Annotated in this window: 16 protein-coding genes and 1 tRNA gene; 11 read left to right on the forward strand and 6 right to left on the reverse strand. The window is 45.4% G+C overall.

The genetic code is table 11. The features are described 5' to 3' along the window. Positions 1-36: 36 nt before the first annotated feature. Positions 37-121: transfer RNA gene (locus B2089_RS02220), tRNA-Ser, on the reverse strand. A 123-nt stretch (positions 122-244) separates the two neighbouring features. Between B2089_RS02220 and B2089_RS02225 the strand changes: the two genes are divergently transcribed. The 4 genes from B2089_RS02225 (at position 245) to B2089_RS02240 (ending at position 3,757) form a co-directional block, all read left to right on the forward strand. Beyond that, positions 245-820 (forward strand): DUF308 domain-containing protein, encoded by a 576-nt coding sequence (locus B2089_RS02225; RefSeq protein ID WP_296321435.1) that lies wholly within the window; start codon positions 245-247, stop codon positions 818-820. A 106-nt stretch (positions 821-926) separates the two neighbouring features. Next, complete coding sequence (locus B2089_RS02230) at positions 927-1,241, forward strand: nucleotidyltransferase family protein (RefSeq protein ID WP_296321439.1); 315 nt, start codon at positions 927-929, stop codon at positions 1,239-1,241. 17 nt (positions 1,242-1,258) lie between these two features. Beyond that, on the forward strand, positions 1,259-1,987 hold the full coding sequence (locus B2089_RS02235; RefSeq protein ID WP_296321442.1) for an IMP cyclohydrolase: 729 nt from the start codon (positions 1,259-1,261) through the stop codon (positions 1,985-1,987). After that, complete coding sequence (locus tag B2089_RS02240; protein ID WP_296321445.1) at positions 1,988-3,757, forward strand: B12-binding domain-containing radical SAM protein; 1,770 nt, start codon at positions 1,988-1,990, stop codon at positions 3,755-3,757. On the opposite strand, the gene B2089_RS02245 is transcribed toward B2089_RS02240, so the two are convergent. Continuing rightward, positions 3,754-5,223 carry a PLP-dependent aminotransferase family protein gene (locus B2089_RS02245; protein ID WP_296321448.1) on the reverse strand — a complete coding sequence of 490 codons (1,470 nt, stop codon included), beginning with the start codon at positions 5,221-5,223 and terminating at the stop codon, positions 3,754-3,756. The genes B2089_RS02240 and B2089_RS02245 overlap by 4 nt on opposite strands. Positions 5,224-5,236: 13 nt before the next feature. Further along, the gene (locus tag B2089_RS02250; RefSeq protein WP_296321450.1) at positions 5,237-6,613 is read right to left on the reverse strand and encodes a POTRA domain-containing protein; all 1,377 of its coding nucleotides are present in this window, start codon (positions 6,611-6,613) and stop codon (positions 5,237-5,239) included. 140 nt (positions 6,614-6,753) lie between these two features. Here B2089_RS02250 and B2089_RS02255 point away from each other — a divergent pair, with 140 nt between their 5' ends. The 7 genes from B2089_RS02255 (at position 6,754) to fabV (ending at position 13,088) form a co-directional block, all read left to right on the forward strand. Beyond that, positions 6,754-7,365 (forward strand): DUF3261 domain-containing protein, encoded by a 612-nt coding sequence (locus B2089_RS02255; protein WP_296321454.1) that lies wholly within the window; start codon positions 6,754-6,756, stop codon positions 7,363-7,365. Then, on the forward strand, positions 7,362-8,573 hold the full coding sequence (locus tag B2089_RS02260; RefSeq protein WP_296321457.1) for a beta-ketoacyl synthase N-terminal-like domain-containing protein: 1,212 nt from the start codon (positions 7,362-7,364) through the stop codon (positions 8,571-8,573). Before B2089_RS02255 ends, B2089_RS02260 begins: the two co-directional genes overlap by 4 nt. An 18-nt stretch (positions 8,574-8,591) precedes the next feature. Beyond that, the gene (locus B2089_RS02265) at positions 8,592-9,029 is read left to right on the forward strand and encodes a hypothetical protein (protein ID WP_296321460.1); all 438 of its coding nucleotides are present in this window, start codon (positions 8,592-8,594) and stop codon (positions 9,027-9,029) included. Between the two features lie 18 nt (positions 9,030-9,047). Continuing rightward, positions 9,048-9,782 (forward strand): 3-oxoacyl-ACP reductase FabG, encoded by a 735-nt coding sequence (fabG, locus tag B2089_RS02270; protein ID WP_296321463.1) that lies wholly within the window; start codon positions 9,048-9,050, stop codon positions 9,780-9,782. After that, entirely contained in the window at positions 9,782-11,020 is a 1,239-nt protein-coding gene (locus B2089_RS02275; RefSeq protein ID WP_296321466.1) for a beta-ketoacyl-ACP synthase, read from the forward strand. The genes fabG and B2089_RS02275 overlap by 1 nt, the downstream gene beginning before the upstream one ends. A 3-nt stretch (positions 11,021-11,023) precedes the next feature. Further along, positions 11,024-11,746 carry a hypothetical protein gene (locus B2089_RS02280; RefSeq protein ID WP_296321468.1) on the forward strand — a complete coding sequence of 241 codons (723 nt, stop codon included), beginning with the start codon at positions 11,024-11,026 and terminating at the stop codon, positions 11,744-11,746. Positions 11,747-11,870: 124 nt separating this feature from the next. Beyond that, on the forward strand, positions 11,871-13,088 hold the full coding sequence (gene fabV, locus B2089_RS02285; protein WP_296321471.1) for an enoyl-ACP reductase FabV: 1,218 nt from the start codon (positions 11,871-11,873) through the stop codon (positions 13,086-13,088). 41 nt (positions 13,089-13,129) lie between these two features. Here the strand turns inward: fabV and B2089_RS02290 are convergent, their stop codons facing one another. From B2089_RS02290 to urtA, 3 genes are read right to left on the reverse strand one after another with little or no spacing between them, the layout of a single operon-like run. Beyond that, complete coding sequence (locus B2089_RS02290; protein WP_296321474.1) at positions 13,130-14,938, reverse strand: dihydroorotate dehydrogenase; 1,809 nt, start codon at positions 14,936-14,938, stop codon at positions 13,130-13,132. 12 nt (positions 14,939-14,950) lie between these two features. Further along, entirely contained in the window at positions 14,951-15,892 is a 942-nt protein-coding gene (pyrF, locus tag B2089_RS02295; RefSeq protein ID WP_296321478.1) for an orotidine-5'-phosphate decarboxylase, read from the reverse strand. A gap of 31 nt (positions 15,893-15,923) precedes the next feature. After that, entirely contained in the window at positions 15,924-17,108 is a 1,185-nt protein-coding gene (gene urtA, locus B2089_RS02300; RefSeq protein WP_296321482.1) for an urea ABC transporter substrate-binding protein, read from the reverse strand. Between the last annotated feature and the right edge of the window lies 1 nt (position 17,109).

Consider the following 17,109-nt stretch of genomic DNA (forward strand, 5'->3'; position numbering starts at 1 on the left):
CTCTACCACACCTCCAGGCTGCAATCAAAAAAAAAGCGGAGCGAGAGGGATTTGAACCCCCGATACCTTGCGGTATGCCGGTTTTCAAGACCGGTGCATTCAGCCTCTCTGCCATCGCTCCAGATAATTGATGCTTAAATACTATAACGATTTTTTAGTATTTGTGTCAACTAGCATCAAAGAAAAAAATTAAAAATAATTTTCCCTATAGAATTTTTCTCGCTTTCTTCATATTATTACTTTTATGGATAAAAGCAAAGTTTTTCTTGGATTCGTAACGGCGGCATTGGGCTTGTTTTTGCTCATTTCCCCAGACACTTTCATATCATTTTTCGTGATTATTCTTGGCGTGGCGGCAATTATTGACGGCATTTTCATTCTTGCGGCAACCCGCGATTTGATTATCGATCCTCAGTACAAACTGATTGTCACGGTGCGGGGAGTTTTGAGCATCGTTGTTGGCCTTTTGGCAGTCATTCTGCCAATTACGGTGGCGGCTGTCGTCTGGAAGGCAATGGCTTACACCCTGGCAATTTACCTGATTATCTCGGCGGGAATGCAAATCTACACGATTACAAAACTTCACCGAAACGGAATCATGGTGCGCCAGTCAATGATTGAAGTCGCCTCTTCCCTTTTGATTGCCCTGGTGCTCTTCGTGATTCCGGCGCAAACAGCGGGTCATTTTATCATCCGCCTCTTCGGAATCGCCTTGCTGATCGTGGGAATCGGCCTTCTGGTAATCCAGTGGAAAAGCCGCCCGGAAGTAGTTCTTCCCGACTCAGTTGAGACCGTAGAAGACGAAAAAAGCGAAGAATAAGGAATTGAATTTTGGGCGACACTGCTGATATTCGCTGGAAGCAACGATTCGAAAATTTCAAAAAAGCTTTTTCTCAAAAAATGGAAGACTTTTCAAAGGAAAGCTAATGAAATTCGGACTTTCGGATAATTCCCTTGAAATAATCGGCTCAATTTTTGAAAAATACCCTTCCGTAAGCAGGGCAGTGATTTACGGAAGCCGGGCAAAGGGAAATTTTCGTCCCGGAAGCGACATCGACATCACACTGGAAACGACCACAGACTTCACCCATGAAACGCTTCTTGAAATCTGCAATGATTTTTATGAAAGCGACTTGCCTTACATGGCGGACATCAGTCAAAAATCAGAATTAAAAAATCAGGCCCTACTTGACCACATCAATCGAGTGGGGCAAACTTTGTGGCAGAAAAATAAAAACTAATTTTTATGGAGAATAATATGAAAATCAACAAACTTGATGAAATTTTAAAGGCAAATGAATATCCGGGACGAGGAATCGTGGCCGGGCTTTCAGCCGACGGAAAATACGCCGTCTCAGCTTACTGGACAATGGGCAGAAGCGCAGGTAGCCGCAACCGGGTTTTCGTCACAGAAACTGAAAACGGAAGCGAGGTCGTGCGCACAAAGGCCTTCGATGAATCTTTGATTGCAGGCGACCCAAGCCTTATCATCTATGCCGCTGTCCGCCAGCTGGGAAGCAAAACAATCGTCACCAACGGCGACCAGACCGACACAATCTTTGAGGGACTTAAAAAAGGCGAGACTTTCGAAGAGTCGCTCCGAGTGCGCAAATACGAACACGACGCTCCGAATTTCACTCCCCGCATTTCCTCTTTGCTCAATGTAGAGGGCGGAAAATACGACTACGCAATCTCAATCCTAAAAAGTGACTCTGGAAACGGCGACAATACCCTCCGCTTCACTTACACCTACGACAATCCTCAGAAGGGCGAGGGACACTTCATCCACACATACATGGGAAACGGGAATCCCCTGCCAAGCTTTGAGGGCGAGCCTGAAAAGGTTGAAATCAAGGGCAATATCGACGAATTTGCCAACATGATTTGGGCTTCACTCAACGAAGAGAACAAGGTTTCCCTTTTCGTCCGCTTCATCAGCATCGCTACAGGCAAATACGAAGAAAAGATTATCAATAAGAACAAATAATTGAAATCTCTCGTCTGCACGACTTTACTTGTTGAGACTTCTCCCCAAGGGCTTCCGCTGGGCGCGGCCTGTATTGCCTCTTCCATTAAGGCCGATTCCCGAACAAAAAACGGCTTTTCGGTCTCCCTAATGGATTTTTCCCTTGAAGACGAGGACATCATGCAGGCAAGGAAAAAGGGCGGAGACGAGGGGGTTTCCGCTCTCCTTGCAGAAAAACTTGCCGCCAAAAAGCCGGATTTCGTCTGTTTTTCGGTCTATGTCTGGAACCGAAGGATTCTGGAAGGAACTTGCCGCCACCTCAAAAAAATGCTCCCTGACTGTATCTGCATTGCGGGCGGGCCTGAAGTAACGGCAGATCCCCTTTCTTTTGACAGCTTTGATTTTATGATTGCGGGTCAGGGCGAGCGGGCTATGGTGGAATTGCTTGATGCGATGGCAAAAAGCGAGACAGGAATTACAGATTGCAATGAAATCGGGCGGGCTTTCGGCGTACAGGGAGTCTATCGAACCGAAAATTCCCTCTCGGCTCCAAGTCCACATCCTGCGGGACATAATGAAATCGTCCGGGCTTGTCCTTTGCCGCCTGAAATGACGGCTTCCCCTTACCTTGACGGCACTCTCGACCCGTCAAAATACGGCGGCGCACTTTGGGAACTTGCCAGAGGCTGCCCCTTCAAATGCTCTTACTGCTACGAGTCAAAGGGCGAAAAGAAAATCGCCTATTTCCCCATGGAGCGGCTTGAAAAAGAAATCGAGCTTTTCGCAAAAAAGAAAATCGCCCAGATCTTCGTGCTTGACCCGACTTACAACGCAAGCAAAGAGCGGGCAATCAAAATGCTCAGAATCATCGAGAAAAAAGCCCCCGGAACTTTCTTTTATTTTGAAGCCCGCGCTGAATTCATCGACCGGGAGCTGGCCCGCGCTTTTTCCCGCATTCCCTGTTGCCTGCAAATCGGCCTTCAAAGCGCCAATCCCGAAGTCCTAAAAAATGTACACCGCACTCTGGAGAAAAAACGCTTCGAGAAAAACATAGGATTTTTAAACGAAGAGGGGGTCACTTTCGGCTTCGATTTGATTTACGGTCTTCCCGGCGACAATTTCAAGGGCTTTTGCGAAAGCATCGACTTTGCCCTCTCCCTTTATCCCAACAACCTTGAGCTTTTCTGTCTCAGCGTTCTCCCCGGAACAGATTTGCACGACGCGGCGAAAGGCTTCGGCATGGAGTGGGAAAGCCAACCGCCCTATCATGTCTTACGCACGCCCCAGTTCAGCGAAAAAGATTTGGCAAAGGCCGAGCGTCTTTCCCTGGCCACAAATCTTTTCTACACAAAAGGCCGGGCGGTGGCCTGGTTCAATTCGGTGATTTATGTCCTAAGAGAAAAGCCCAGCGACTTTTTGAAAAAATTTGAAGAATGGCTTGGAAATGACAAAAAAACGCTTGCTTCCACAGGCTCAATCCGTGACTGGACTGCCGACGAGAATTCCGCCCAAATCGAAGAATTGCAGCTTGCCTTTATCCAGAAACGCTTCCACGAAAAAGGCCTTGACCGCTATCTTCCCGCAGCAGAAGATTTAATCAGAATGCACGCAGCCTTAGGCCGCTGCACTTTTGACGGCACAGAATCCACATTCACAACCCGCTATCACCCCGATGATGTTATGAGCGAATACGGCACGGACATCGAATTCTTCACCGAAAATTGCGGCAAGCAGAAATGCCGTGTGCATGTGTTCGTGGGCAAAAACGGAGCGGACTGGCGGACGATTTAAGATTCCAAACTTTTTTCTATAACTTCCACGATTTTTTTAATGGATGTTTTTTGAATACCTGAATAATTCACCACGAAAATGTTTTCTTTCTCTTTTGGAACATTGGTATAATAAAAATCTTTTAAAAGAGGAATTTTAATCTTATTTGCTAACAATCGTTCGTTAATCATATCAGCGGAAAGGCTGGATTCTTCCTGGTTGACCGAAAGCAAAAAATGAAGTCCAGATTCCTCTTCATTGATTTTAAAAACGCGGGAAAGGTTTGTTTTTGAAAATGCTAAAATCAAGTCATTTCTTAACGAACGGTAGTAATTTTTCATTCGAATAATGTGCCGTGCAAAATTCCCGTCAGAAATAAAGCGTGCCAGCGTAAATTGCTCAAACGCAGAGACTGTACTGGAGAAGCCCCGGAACTTTTCTTCAAATCGGGAAAGCAAGCTCTCTGGAAGAACCATGTAACTGATTCGGAATGATGGCGCAAGAGTCTTTGTGAAAGTATTGATGTAAATGACCCGACCGTTTTTGTCAGAGCCTTGCAGCGTAGGCAGAGGTTTTCCCTGAAATCGGAATTCGCTATCATAATCATCTTCGATAATATAACGACCGTTAGTTAATTTATCAGAAGATTCATTCGCCCATGCAAGTATTTCATTTCTGCGACGAATCGGCATTACGATTCCAGTGGGAAAATGGTGTGAGGGCGAAATATGCACGACGCTTGCCCCGATTTCTTCAAGTAAAAGCGGGTTCATTCCTTCATCGTCAAGCTCAACAGGTATACAGTCGGCTCCGTTCAAGGCAAAGACTGATGCAATTTTTTTGTAACCGGGATTTTCCACCGCATAACGGCACTTTGTTCCCAGCAGCTGAATCAGCATGGTGTAAAGAGATTCCGTTCCCGCACCGATGACAATTTGCTCTGGCGACACGCGCATTTGCCGAAAATCATACAGATGTTTTGCAATCGCCTCCCGCAGCTCAAAAACTCCCTTCGTTTCGGTTTTTAAAAGCAGATTTTTGTTTCCGCTGGCAAGCACACTGCGCATAGTTTTTGCCCAAAGCGAAAAAGGAAATTTCTCAAATCCAGTGGCATTACTTGAAAAGTCAGCAAGGAATATACTTTCTTCTTTCAGCGCTTTTTTAATTAACGACTGTTCGTTGGAATCTTCCGATTCCCTAACTTCATTATTTTCTTTTTTGTGATTTTTTACCGTCACATCGTTTTTTATATCAGTGACGAAGAAGCCTTTTTTTTCGATTGAGTAAAGATAGCCTTCAACGGTTAAAAGCGCGTAAGCATTCTGAACCGTAATTACGCTCACCCCCAGATGATCGGCAAGGGAGCGTTTTGATGGCAACTTTTCGTTCGCCCTTAGCTCCCCCGACAAAATCTGAGCCTTAATTGATTCGTAGAGATATTCACAAAGTCCCTTATTTTCGCGCCTTGAAAAATCAATCGTAATCATTTTCAGTAAAATTTCAGAAACTCATGCCCATAGCGGCGGCAAATTGCCAGTAACTCTTGGTAACATTGTATGAAAGCCCCAGCGCAAGAGCAGGAAAAGCAACTTTTGCAAGATAGAATCTCATACCTCCATTTGGACCGTGCATAAACTCGTATTCATCGTCATCCACGAGCGTATTCTTTTTTGTGTACACAAGCTGGTAATCTCCGTACAAGGACATTGTTGCCCAAGAGAATTTCGCGACAGCAAGTTCAAACCCTGCATTGCCGCCGATAATTTTTTCTGTATGAAAAGAGCCTGGCAGAATATTCACGGAAGCCGCTCCCTGACCTTTGAAAGAAGAAATATGATTGTGTTTTCCGTAAAAGCCAGAGATTTTCTGATACATGCGCAACCTGTCTATGAAAAGGGGGTGTTGCTCGCCGATTGAAAAGGAAAGCCCGATTGGATAGCGGTAGTCATCATCTTCCATGTCCGTGAGACCAAATTCTGCCGAAACAGCTGCCGAATTCGTTGACATGAATACGCCGTTCCAGTCAGATTTTGAATATCCGAAGGAAAGGGATGTTTCACCTGCAATAATTGATTCAGGCTTCATTCCAGGATAATCATCATGCTCTTCTGTCGCAAGATATTTGAAATTAAATCCGTTTGAAAAAGAAAAATGCTCGCCAATTTTTTCTGTCAGAGAAAATCCTGCCGAAAAACCGAGGCTTTTGTATTTTAAAATCGTGTCTTCTTCAAGATTCACAAATTCTGAAGTGCTCTTTCCGCCAGAAGCAAAAATTGAGAATCCGGGAATTCCATGGTCTTTCGCAGGCTTTGAAAAAGATGCCATTCCAGTAAAACCACTGTTTGAGAAAAATCCACCAACCATGAACATGTCTTTGCGTCCGAATGCGTTCGTGTCCATTACAACGCCGCCAGCCATATAACCTGAACTTGAAGCCATGGCAAATGGAAGCGGTATGAATGTGATTTTTTCTTTGACGGATACATTAATTTCTGCCTCGGTATCGCTTGTCTGTGCGACAGAAATTTTAATGTCATCAAAAAGCCCTTCCAGTTGAATCGCCGTTTCCAAGTCGTGCATGTCCGTTTCGGCAAGGGAATTCCCGGTAAATTTTTTGACTTTGCTTTGAATGTAAGAGTCCCTGGTTTTTTTGAGACCGATAAAATTTATTTTTGTAACGATAAGATCTTGATCAAGTTCAGATTGAAGCGATTCCTCAGAATCTGAAAGATTTTTTTCATCTGATTTTGCATTTTCTTCATCAATGGCAGATTTTTCTGACTCCGCGCGAATTTTTCGGTTAAACTCTGATGACTGATCTTGCGCTCCGGCAAAAATTGCACACAAAAGAAAGATGATTCCAAATAATTTCTTCATATAAAAGAAATTGTATAAAAAAAGACTGATTTTCACAATAACGGAAAAATGGTAAAATGCGTTAGGGATTGTAGTGGCGCGAAGCGTTGCCGCAGGCAATGAAACCACGGAAAGCCCGACCCGAAGGGGAACGCCCAAAAATGAAAAATTTTTTACTTATCCTGATTTCGATTTTTCTCGTCTCCTGCGCGTCTTCTCGCTTTGATTCGAATTTTGCGCCAGTTTATGTGACCAACACTTCAAAATTCGGAATTTTGCCGACGACCGAGATGGACGCTGCTCTTGATTCTGTGCAAAGAATGACGGCAAATTTTGGTGAGCAAAGTTTTGAATGTGATGTTTATGTCCTTTCTGATTCCAGCCAGCTTTCAATGACGATTTTCAACGAATTCGGAACGACTATGGCAAGTCTTTTTTATGACGGCGCGGCCCTGGATTTTGATTCGGCTGTTTTCCCCAAAAATTTAAAGGCAGAATATATCGTCGCGGATTTTCAATTTTGCCTTTATCAGGCAGATTCTTTAAAGTCGGCGCTGGCAAAAATCGGCGTGGATTTTGAGATTTCCCTTGCGGACGGAACAGACGGCACTTCCATCGAGACAAGAGTTTTGAGCAAAAAGGGCAAAGTCATTTCAAAAATCACAAAATCTTACGGAACAAACAAAAAAACGGGCCGGGAGGAAGTCAAATCAATTTACTACGAGAACTTCCTGCGAGCTTATTCTTATCTTTTAACGGGAGTTGAGGAATGAACGAAAAAATCTATCTTTCAAATCCGGGATTCATCTGTGCGGCAGGAAATTCTTCTGACCCGGAAAAATTTATCGGAAATCTCAGCTCAGGAAATCGTGACGGCATCAAAAAAGTCGATTGCGACTTGGCGGGCGAAAACGGCGTAAAATCTTTTTTTGTGGGAAAAATCGACGATTCTCTTTTAAAATCCACTGGCGACAAATTCGACATGCGGGTTTTGCAGATTTTGGATTTTGCCCTTTCTTCTATAAAAAATGCCGCTCAAAAAGCCATTTCCCGCTACGGAGCCGAAAAAGTCGGAGTCTGCATTGGCTCCTGCGATAACGGAAGTTTTTTGTCTTTCAATGCTCACAAAGAATTTTTCACAAAAGGTGCTTTCCCTGCTGATTATGATTTGAAGGCTCAGGGGGCTGATTATGTGGCCACTTTTGCATCAAATCGTCTGGGTGCAAAAGGGATTTCACTCGCTTTCAGTACGGCCTGCTCTTCAAGTGCCAGCGCAATCATCAAGGCAAAAGAACTTATTCGCGCCGGAATTTGCGATGCTGTGATTGCAGGCGGCGTAGATGTGGCCAGCGATACGGTTTTGCTGGGCTTTGACAGTCTTGAAGCCATTGATCACGAAAAAACAAATCCATTCTCAAAAAACAGGAGCGGTATCAATCTTGGCGAAGGCGCAAGTCTTTTCCTTTTGAGCCGTGATGATTTTGACGAAAACGGGATTTTCTTGGCGGGAACAGGTGAGTCAAGCGACGCGAGCCACATGACAGCTCCTCTCGCAGACGGAAGCGGTGCTGAACAGGCCATGAAGGCAGCCCTTGCTGACGCAAAACTTTCTGCTGACAAAATCGATTATGTAAATCTCCACGGAACTGGAACTCACTTAAACGACAGCATGGAAGGAAAGGGCGTAGATTTAGTTTTCGGTGATTACAAGGTCGCGGCAAGCTCTACAAAGCCCCTCACAGGTCACACTTTGGGCGCGGCAGGAAGCCTTGAACTTGCGGCATGTTTTTATGCGATTAAATCACAGAAATTGCCCCTTCATGTCTGGGACGGCATTCAGGATGAGGAAATTCCTTCGCTCAATCTTGTAACAAAGGAAAATGCCACAAAAATTGCAGAAAGCCGGCAAATCCGCGTTTGTATGAGCAATTCATTCGCATTCGGCGGCTGCAACGCAAGTCTGATTATCAAAAAAGAATAGAATACAAAGGAAGATAAGATGAAAATCGACCACGAAGAATTGGCAACGCTTGTTCCCCACAAGGGCAAGATGTTTATCATCGATCGAATTACTCAAGCCCAGGCAAATGACTGGATTATCGAAAGCGAGACTAAAATCACGCCGGATTTTATGTTTTACGACAAGAATCTGGGCGCAGTGCCAAATTACGCTTGCTTTGAAATCATCGCCCAGACAGTTTCGGCTCTTACAGGCCTTTACGCAAGGGAAAATAATCTCCCGCCGAACATGGGCTTTATTTTGAGCGTTTCCAACCTTCATTTTGATTTTGATTCCCTTGCTGATGGAGATTTAGTTCGGGCAAAAGCTGAGCGTGAAGCAGTCGTCGATAATGTATATTCATTTAAGGCAGAACTATTTGTAAACGGCAAAGAAGCTGGCGGCGGAAAATTAACCGTCATGGAAGTAACGGAATAAAATACAGCAGGAGAAAACATGAACGAGAATTCAGAAAAAAAAGTGCTTGTAACTGGTGCGTCTGGCGGAATCGGTCGGGCAATCGCTTTGGCGGCAGCCCAGGCTGGATATGAAATTATTGCGCATTATAATAATGGTAAGGAAAAAGCGGAATCCCTTAAATCAGAAATTGAAAATGCCGGAGGCAAATGCTCTCTCTTGCAGTTCAACATTTCTGACCGTGCCGATTGTGCGGAAAAGCTGGAAAAATGGAGCGAGGAAAACGGCGCATTCTGGGGAATCGTTCTGAACGCGGGAATTTGCCGTGACAACGCCTTCCCTGCCCTTTCCGACGACAACTGGGATCAAGTAATTCACATAAACCTTGATGGCTTCTATAATGTCTTAAAGCCTCTGGTCATGCCCCTTTGCCGTAAAAAGCGGGGCCGAATCATTACCATTGCCAGCGTTTCTGGCGTAATGGGAAACAGAGGCCAGGTGAATTACTCGGCCAGCAAAGCCGGCATCATGGGAGCCACAAAAGCCCTGGCGGTGGAGCTTGCCAGCCGGAAAATCACGGTGAATTGCATCGCGCCGGGCGTAATCGAAACGGAGATGATTAAAGAGGCACCAATGGAGCATATTTTGCCTACAATCCCAATGGGGCGGGTCGGAAAACCAGAAGAAGTCGCTTCCCTTGCAGTGTATCTTTTGAGTGAAGGTGCAGGTTATATTACAAGACAGGTCATCTCTGTAAACGGAGGAATTATTTAATGCAAAACAGAAGAGTTGTTGTCACAGGCGGCGGAATCATCAGTGCGCTGGGAAACGACTGGCCGACAGTCCTTAAAAATCTCAAGGCAAAGAAGAATTTCGTCAAATACATGCACGAATGGGACGAAAAGTATCCGCTGATGAACACCCGCCTTTGCTGCCCGGTGGATTTTGAAATCGACAAAGAAAAATACTCCCGAAAGGCAATCCGCGGCATGGGTCGCGTAGCTCAGATGGCTCTGGTGGCAACAGATACAGCCCTCGAAGACGCGGGAATGTTGGGAAACGAAGAAATTACTCAGGGCATGACAGGAATTGCCTACGGCTCTTCAATCGGAAGCGTTGACCCGCTCATGGAAATGTACTCAATGCTGGTCACCAACGACACAAGCAAGGTTGGCTCAACCACCTACATTAAAGCAATGCCCCAGACTTGTGCCTGCAACCTTGAAGTCTACTATCACCTCACAGGCCGAATCATCACCACAAACACGGCCTGTACTTCTGGCAGCCAGTCAATCGGCTATGCTTACGAGGCAATCAAGTACGGCAAACAGGACATGATGATTGCCGGAGGAGCCGAAGAATTCTGCACGATGGATACGGCGACCTTCGACACCCTTTTCTCAACTTCAACCAAGAACGACACGCCGGAACTCACTCCCAGCGCATACGACAAAAACCGTGACGGACTTGTTCTCGGTGAAGGCGCGGGAACTCTCTTCCTTGAAGAATATGAGCACGCAAAAAAGCGCGGGGCAAAAATCTACGCGGAAATAGTCGGATTCGGAACGACGACTGACGGAACCCACATCACTTCGCCCAACCGACCTACAATCGCTCACGCCCTGCAGCTGGCTTTGGACGACGCAGATCTTTCTCCAGACCAAATCGGCTACATCAATACCCACGGAACTGGAACAACGGCTGGCGATATCACTGAAACTGGAGCTACTTACGATGTCTTCAAGCGGGCAATCCCCGTCTCAACCGTAAAAAACTATATCGGTCACACTTTGGGAGCATGTGGCGCAATCGAAAGCTGGCTCACCATTCAGATGATGAACGAAGGCTGGTTCCTGCCCAACTTGAATCTCAAAGAAATCGACCCTGAATGCGCTCCCCTGGACTACATCATGGGTGACGGACGCAAAATCGACTGCGAATATGTCATGAACAACAATTTCGCTTTCGGTGGAATCAATACGAGCTTAATTTTTAAGAAAATAAAGGAGTAAAACATGAAAAAATTAATCGCACTTTTGGTCGCTTATCTCACACTTGCAGGAAGCATTTTTGCTGAGGCACCGGCATTTGACAAAGGAAATGCTTATATCCTTGACGCTGAAAGCATTCCAGGAACAATGAAAGATCATGTGAAAGTCGTAAATGTCTCTTCGGTTAATAATTTCGGCATCACCATATATGCTTATCACGAAAACCGCGGATGGATTGTTTTTGGTGAAGGGCGTCTCTACGGATTGGGCGATAAACAGACTATAAAATCTGTTGACCGATACAACATTAAACTCTCAAGCTTCCGTTATTTGGCAATTGCCACAAATCCTGACCACCAGTTCAAATACAGCTTCGTAAAAGACAAAAATGACCTGCACATCTGGTTCTATGATGAAAAAGAAATAAACGAATCACATTTCAAGGTTTTTGATACAAGTCTTCTTCCAAAATACACAGATAATTTCAAATTGGTCGGTGGTGCAAGCATGAAAATTGCAGCATCATTCAAAATCTACGCATACAACGACGAATCTGAAGAAAACAAAGCCGGTACAATCGCAATTCTAAAAGGTGCAAAAGACTCAGATGTTTATTCTCAGACAAACACAGGGAAAAAATTCAGCGAGTACCGTTATATTAAAATTGTCTCTCGCGAGGAAAGAGACTTCAAATATACGGTTAATGTGAATCATAACGATCTTATCATAACAGTTGATAATAACTAAAAGTCCTCTTTATTTTGACACTTTATTTTGACACATTGACTATTTTTGTCAAAATAAATAAACTAAGAATAACACTGTCACTGCCGTGCTTTAAAAACGGCAATCTACTTTTTAGGAGAATAAAATGGCTGTAATTAAACCGATGATTCGCTCAAACATTTGTATCAACGCTCATCCGGTGGGATGCGCACGCGACACAGAGCATCAGATTGATTTCGCAATCGCACAAAAAGCAAGAAAAGGCATCAAAAGTGCAAAAGAAGGCGGATATGCCCCAAAAAATGTCCTCGTGCTTGGTTGCTCAACAGGATACGGATTGGCAAGCCGAATCACGGCAGCTTTTGAATACGGAGCCGACACAATCGGCGTTTCTTTTGAAAAAGAACCAACTACAACAAAAGGTGGAACTCCAGGTTGGTACAACAACAAAGCATTCGACCGGGCAGCAGCAAAAGCTGGTCTTAAATCAACTACATTCAACATGGACGCTTTCAGCGACGAGTGCCGTCAGGCTGTTATCGATGAAGCAAAAAAATGGGGCGTTAAATTCGACCTCATTGTCTACTCGTTGGCTTCACCTGTACGAACTGATCCAGACACAAAAGTAATGTATCGTTCAGTAATTAAACCAGTAGGAAAGGCTTACGGTGGTTGGGCAATCGACATGATGACCGAAAAACTCAGCACCCTTGAGGCACAGCCCGCAGAAGGTGATGATATCCAAAATACTGTCAAAGTCATGGGTGGCGAAGACTGGGAACGATGGATGAAATATCTTTCAGATGCTGATCTTTTGGCGGAAGGTGCCCGAACAGTCGCATATTCTTACATCGGACCAAAATATTCTCAGCCAATTTACCGCGATGGTACAATCGGTGAGGCCAAAAAAGACCTTGAAGCCCGCGCAAAAAACATCGACGCAAGTCTTAAAAAGATTGGCGGTGCGGCTTATGTCTCAGTTAACAAAGCTCTCGTAACCCGCTCAAGTTCAGTCATTCCTGTAATCATGCTTTACCTCGGCTGTTTGTTCTTGGTTCAGAAAAAAGCCGGAACACACGAAGGCTGCAAAGAGCAGATCGACCGACTCTTCCGTGAACGACTTTACACCGCTGACAAAAAAGTTCCGACAGACAATGAAGGCCGAATCCGCATCGATGATCTTGAACTTAAACCAGAGATTCAGGCAGAAATCGACAAGCACATGGAAGCCATCAATCAGGACAATGTCCGCGAGCACATTGATATAGAAGGAATCCGCAAAGACTTCCTCAACATCAACGGTTTCGCAGTTGACGGCGTTGATTACGAAAAAGACATCAGCGACATGACAGCCATTGACTAATAAAAAAAAGGGGAAAGTTGACTCAAACTTTCCCCTTTTTTTTATTGTGCAATTCCCCTAAATTCAGAAATTGTCTTAAATCCTTTTTGCTTCATGTAATCCTTTAGACCGCGTATAATCTCAAGCATAGTGTTGGGATTTGAGAAAGTCGCCGTTCCCACTTGGATTGCGCTTGCTCCTGCCATAAGGAATTCAACGGCATCTTGCCAACAGGAAATGCCGCCCAAGCCCACCACAGGAATTCTCTCGCTTTCAGGGAGTTTATTCATAGCCTGAACCAAATCGTAGACCATACGGAGGGCGATTGGCTTTACCGCAGGTCCTGAAAATCCCGCACGGATATTGTCAAAGACAGGTCGGCCAGTGTTCAAATCAATTGACATAGCCTGGAAAGTGTTCACGAGGCTGAGTGCGTCTGCGCCCGCTTCCCGAACTGCCATGGCAACACCGATTAAGTCCGGCGCGTTTGGAGTGAGCTTTACCATGAGAGGCTTTTTTGTCACTTCACGAACGGCTTTTGTGACTGTGGAAGCAAGCTCACAATCCATACCAAAGCCCATTCCGCCAGCCTTAACATTCGGGCAGCTGATGTTCAACTCAATCATAGGAACAGCTGTCTTTTCCAGCAATTTCGCGCCCTCAACATAAGTTTCGATGGAAGAGCCAGAAAGATTTGCAATGGTGACAGGCTTTAACTCCAGCATTGATGGAAGCTCATGCTCAATGAAATGCTCGATTCCTGGATTTTCAAGTCCGATAGAGTTTATTAAACCCGATGGAGTTTCGACAAGGCGGGCTCCCGTGTTGCCAGGTCGTGCCTGCAAGGTAAGTCCTTTTGAGCAAATTCCGCCAAGACCGTTCACATCGAAAACGCTGGCATATTCTGAGCCGTAGCCGAAAGTTCCGCTGGCCGCAATTACCGGATTGGCGAATTTTACGCCCGCAACTTCCACGCTCAAATCAGGCTCAAAATCCGAAGCAGGCTTTTCACTTCCGAAAATCGCCTTGTATTTTGGCGGCTCAAACTGCAAGATTTCGCCCTTGAAAACCGGGCCGTCTTTACAGCAGCGTTTGTTTCCTTCTGTTGTGGTGATTGTACAGCCAAGACATGCTCCCACGCCACAGGCCATGTTTTTTTCCATGCTGAGGAAAGACTTTACTCCCGCTTCAAGGCAGATTTTCTGCACATAAGCCAGCATAGGAGTGGGTCCGCAGGCATAAAGCACCGTGTAGCCCTTTTCTTTGAGGGTCTGGGCTGTGAGTGCGGCTGGCAACATTCCGTGAATGCCCGCTGAGCCGTCATCTGTAGTAATTTTTAGCTCTGCCGCATCCACATATTCAAGACCATAAGAGCCGCTTTTAAAAGAAGCGAAAAAGTCATAAGATTTTGGCTCAAGCGTTGAGGCAAAGCCCGCCACTGGAGCCACGCCGATTCCGCCGCCAACGATACAAACTTTGTCAGTTTTTTCGGGAGTAGGGAAAGAATTTCCCGTTGGGCCAATCAGTTGGACTTCTTCATTTTTTTTGAGACCGCAAATTTCCTGAGTTCCCTTTCCTTTTTTGAGAATGAGGAATTCAATGTGAGCCGCTTCCCCAGCCTTCCGCGCCATATAAACGCTGATTGGTCGTCCCAGCAAAAGTCCGGTTTTTGCCGCCCTAATAAGATAAAACTGCCCCGGAATTGGAACAGGAATATCATCTGAGCCAGTGGATAAATCTGCCACCATGAGGACTTTGAGATTCCAAACGCTTCCAAAAGGAACCGCGCCTGGCACGACAGCACATTCAGTTACAAGTCCTTTTCCAAAAATCGGAAGCGGCTCGCCTTTACAATCAGTCAACTGTTTCATTTAATTTCCTTATTACAAACCAAGAGCCTTTTTGGCTCCCAGCAAGTCCGCTGTTGAGTCACGACAAGCCTTTCCTGCCGCGTCAGCGATGTCTTTCAGGCAGAGAATGCCCTTTTCGCGAGATTCAGCAAGGGATTCGTCCTTTTTCCAAGCGCACAGAATGCCCCGGCTTGAATTTACCGTGCCGCCCGCCTTATCAAGCAAAGTCGCCGCAATTCTGGCCGCACCACCCTGAGCGCCGTAACCCGGAATCAAGAAGAATACATCAGGATATGCATCGCGGAGGGCGCGGGCATCGCTTTCTTCGGTACAGCCGACAACTGCTCCCACTGGCGAGCAAGTCTGCTCTGGGTAAAGTGCCTTGAATTCCGCGCTGATTCGCTCCAATTCGCTTCCTGTTTTGTCGAGGACACGGCCACCAGCCTTCAATTCCTGCTGCTCAATATCGACCATGCCGGGATTTGAAGTGCGCAAAAGAACGAAAATGCCCTTTCCCCCCTGCTCTCCGACCGGTTTGCAATATTCAGTGAAGGGCTTTAAAGTGTCAAAACCCATGTATGGATTGATTGTGATGATGTCCGTTTCAAAATCGCTGCCAGAGCCAAAATGAGCGCGGGCATAAGCCTTTGCCGTATCCGCAATGTCGCCCCGCTTAATGTCACTGATTGCGATAAAGCCCGCCTCGTGAACGGCTTTGATTGTCTCAATGTAAGCCTTCAATCCTTCGATTCCCATTGCCTCATAGTAAGCAATCTGAATCTTAAAACAGCAGGCAGATTTGTCGCTTGACACCCGCTTAATGATTTCTTTGTTGTAAGCCAAAACCGCCTCGACTGGAGAATCAAAGGCTTTGAGTACGGACTCAGGAAGATAAGACGGATCCGTGTCCAAACCAACGCAAAGCGGCCCATTTTTCAAAGCCGCTTCCTGTAATTCTTGCATAATATGTTTCATAATTTCTAATTCCTTATTGTTAATTCCTAACTTACAAGCCTCTCGCCCAAGGATATGTGCTCAAATAGGGATCCGGCTTGATAGCAGAAGGAGTAGCCCACACTTCATCAATTAGCCCCTTGTTGTTGATTTTTCCGATTCGGACTTGCTTGTACAAGTGCTGGTTTCCGCCATCAATTGTAACGATTCCTTCAGGGGCGGCAAAACTCAATCCCTTCGCCGCAACACGGACAGCCTCAACATCAAAACTTCCCGCTTTTTCGCAAGCAGCAGCCCACATATAAACCGCGATATAAGCAGCTTCGATTGGGTCTCCGGTCATGCGGTCTTCACCATATTTTTCTTTATAATCACTGACGAATTTTTCGTTGCGGGGAGTTTGCGTAGTCTCATAGTAATTCCATGATACCAAATGACCTGAAAGATTATCCAAGTTCATTTTTGCAACTTCTTCTTCAGCAATGGAAAAACTCATAACCGGAATTTTACTTGAATTAATTCCTACCTTTGCAAGTGCCGCAAAGAAAGCCACATTTGAATCGCCGTTAAGAGAATTAAGAATGACATCAGGTTTTGTCTTTTGGATTTTTGCGATAATATCAGAAAAATCAGTTCCACCCATTGGAACATATTCTTCTCCGACACAATCTCCGTCAAGTTGAGCAAGTTGAGCCTTGATAATTCGGTTCGCCGTGCGGGGGAAGACATAATCGCTTCCCACAAGGAACATGCGCTTTCCGATTGTCTCAGCGCAATAATCGACAGCTGGCACAATCTGCTGATTTGGAGAAGCACCCATGTACATGATGTTGGGGCTTGCTTCCATTCCTTCGTACTGAACTGGATACCAAAGGAGATTGTATAATTCCTCAAAAACCGGCTTTACCGCCTTTCGTGAGGCACTTGTCCAGCAACCAAAAACCGTGACGACTTTATCATTCTGAATCAAATCCCTCGCCTTCTCTGCGAAAACCTGAGGGTCACTGGCACCGTCTGCCTGAATTGCCACAATTTGTTTACCGAGAACGCCGCCATTTGCGTTGATTTCTGAAATAGCAAGCAACTCTGAGTCTCGCACAGATGTTTCAGAAATCGACATTGTACCTGAGAGCGAATGCAGAAGTCCGACTTTTACGGTCTCTTCTTTTTTTTCATTACATGAAATGAGTAGAAATGCGGAGAGCACACAAATCATTCCAGTTTTTAAAAGTTTCATA

The sequence above is a fragment of the Treponema sp. UBA3813 genome (assembly GCA_002368605.1).
Taxonomy (GTDB): domain Bacteria; phylum Spirochaetota; class Spirochaetia; order Treponematales; family Treponemataceae; genus Treponema_D.

What these genes read in the sequence shown, in the direction of transcription:
- B2089_RS02245 (WP_296321448.1), bottom strand. Translation starts at nt 5,223, where the DNA reads ATGATTACGATTGATTTTTCAAGGCGCGAAAATAAGGGACTTTGTGAA.
- B2089_RS02225 (WP_296321435.1), top strand. Translation starts at nt 245, where the DNA reads ATGGATAAAAGCAAAGTTTTTCTTGGATTCGTAACGGCGGCATTGGGC.
- B2089_RS02255 (WP_296321454.1), top strand. Translation starts at nt 6,754, where the DNA reads ATGAAAAATTTTTTACTTATCCTGATTTCGATTTTTCTCGTCTCCTGC.
- B2089_RS02235 (WP_296321442.1), top strand. Translation starts at nt 1,259, where the DNA reads ATGAAAATCAACAAACTTGATGAAATTTTAAAGGCAAATGAATATCCG.
- B2089_RS02290 (WP_296321474.1), bottom strand. Translation starts at nt 14,938, where the DNA reads ATGAAACAGTTGACTGATTGTAAAGGCGAGCCGCTTCCGATTTTTGGA.
- fabG (WP_296321463.1), top strand. Translation starts at nt 9,048, where the DNA reads ATGAACGAGAATTCAGAAAAAAAAGTGCTTGTAACTGGTGCGTCTGGC.
- B2089_RS02250 (WP_296321450.1), bottom strand. Translation starts at nt 6,613, where the DNA reads ATGAAGAAATTATTTGGAATCATCTTTCTTTTGTGTGCAATTTTTGCC.
- B2089_RS02265 (WP_296321460.1), top strand. Translation starts at nt 8,592, where the DNA reads ATGAAAATCGACCACGAAGAATTGGCAACGCTTGTTCCCCACAAGGGC.
- fabV (WP_296321471.1), top strand. Translation starts at nt 11,871, where the DNA reads ATGGCTGTAATTAAACCGATGATTCGCTCAAACATTTGTATCAACGCT.
- urtA (WP_296321482.1), bottom strand. Translation starts at nt 17,108, where the DNA reads ATGAAACTTTTAAAAACTGGAATGATTTGTGTGCTCTCCGCATTTCTA.
- B2089_RS02260 (WP_296321457.1), top strand. Translation starts at nt 7,362, where the DNA reads ATGAACGAAAAAATCTATCTTTCAAATCCGGGATTCATCTGTGCGGCA.
- B2089_RS02280 (WP_296321468.1), top strand. Translation starts at nt 11,024, where the DNA reads ATGAAAAAATTAATCGCACTTTTGGTCGCTTATCTCACACTTGCAGGA.
- B2089_RS02230 (WP_296321439.1), top strand. Translation starts at nt 927, where the DNA reads ATGAAATTCGGACTTTCGGATAATTCCCTTGAAATAATCGGCTCAATT.
- pyrF (WP_296321478.1), bottom strand. Translation starts at nt 15,892, where the DNA reads ATGAAACATATTATGCAAGAATTACAGGAAGCGGCTTTGAAAAATGGG.
- B2089_RS02275 (WP_296321466.1), top strand. Translation starts at nt 9,782, where the DNA reads ATGCAAAACAGAAGAGTTGTTGTCACAGGCGGCGGAATCATCAGTGCG.